At 48.7% G+C, this 413-nt stretch carries 1 protein-coding gene; it reads right to left on the bottom strand.

Going from position 1 to position 413, the window contains the following annotated elements; translation table 11 throughout:
• Positions 1 to 125: 125 nt before the first annotated feature.
• Positions 126 to 365 carry a hypothetical protein gene (locus J7R05_RS08540; protein WP_208541901.1) on the bottom strand — a complete coding sequence of 80 codons (240 nt, stop codon included), beginning with the start codon at positions 363 to 365 and terminating at the stop codon, positions 126 to 128.
• Positions 366 to 413: the final 48 nt, after the last annotated feature.

Here is a 413-nt window from a genome sequence, read left to right as displayed (position 1 = left end):
CCGCCCCTTTGTCGCCCGTTCTTTACCTCTCGAGGCACCTATCCGACATGCTAGTCCCGCTATCTCTCATACCAATTGCACACCCTTAAACAAGAACAATCCTGTTACCAATCAAATCCTGTTGCTCACACGTGATTCTCCACGCTCTTACCAGCCCTTGCCACCATTTTAAAAAAACTAGCCTCCTCATCACCGCTACCAGCACCTTCAACCTTACGCCTCCCCCTTCCTTTACCTCTTAAATGCCATCCTCTTCCACCAACATGTCCCCAAACTCTTGACCCGCTTCTTCCAAACCATCTCCCCAATTTCCCAACCCCCCATCTTCTCATAATAATACGCCCCCCGACATCAACACAGCTCAATCTTGCTCTTAAATCTTGCTTCCATCAATGCAAGCTTCTTTCTCTTCC

The organism is Bartonella capreoli, assembly GCF_902813205.1.
Classification (GTDB): domain Bacteria; phylum Pseudomonadota; class Alphaproteobacteria; order Rhizobiales; family Rhizobiaceae; genus Bartonella; species Bartonella schoenbuchensis.
This window is presented reverse-complemented; position numbering and strand designations above follow the sequence as displayed.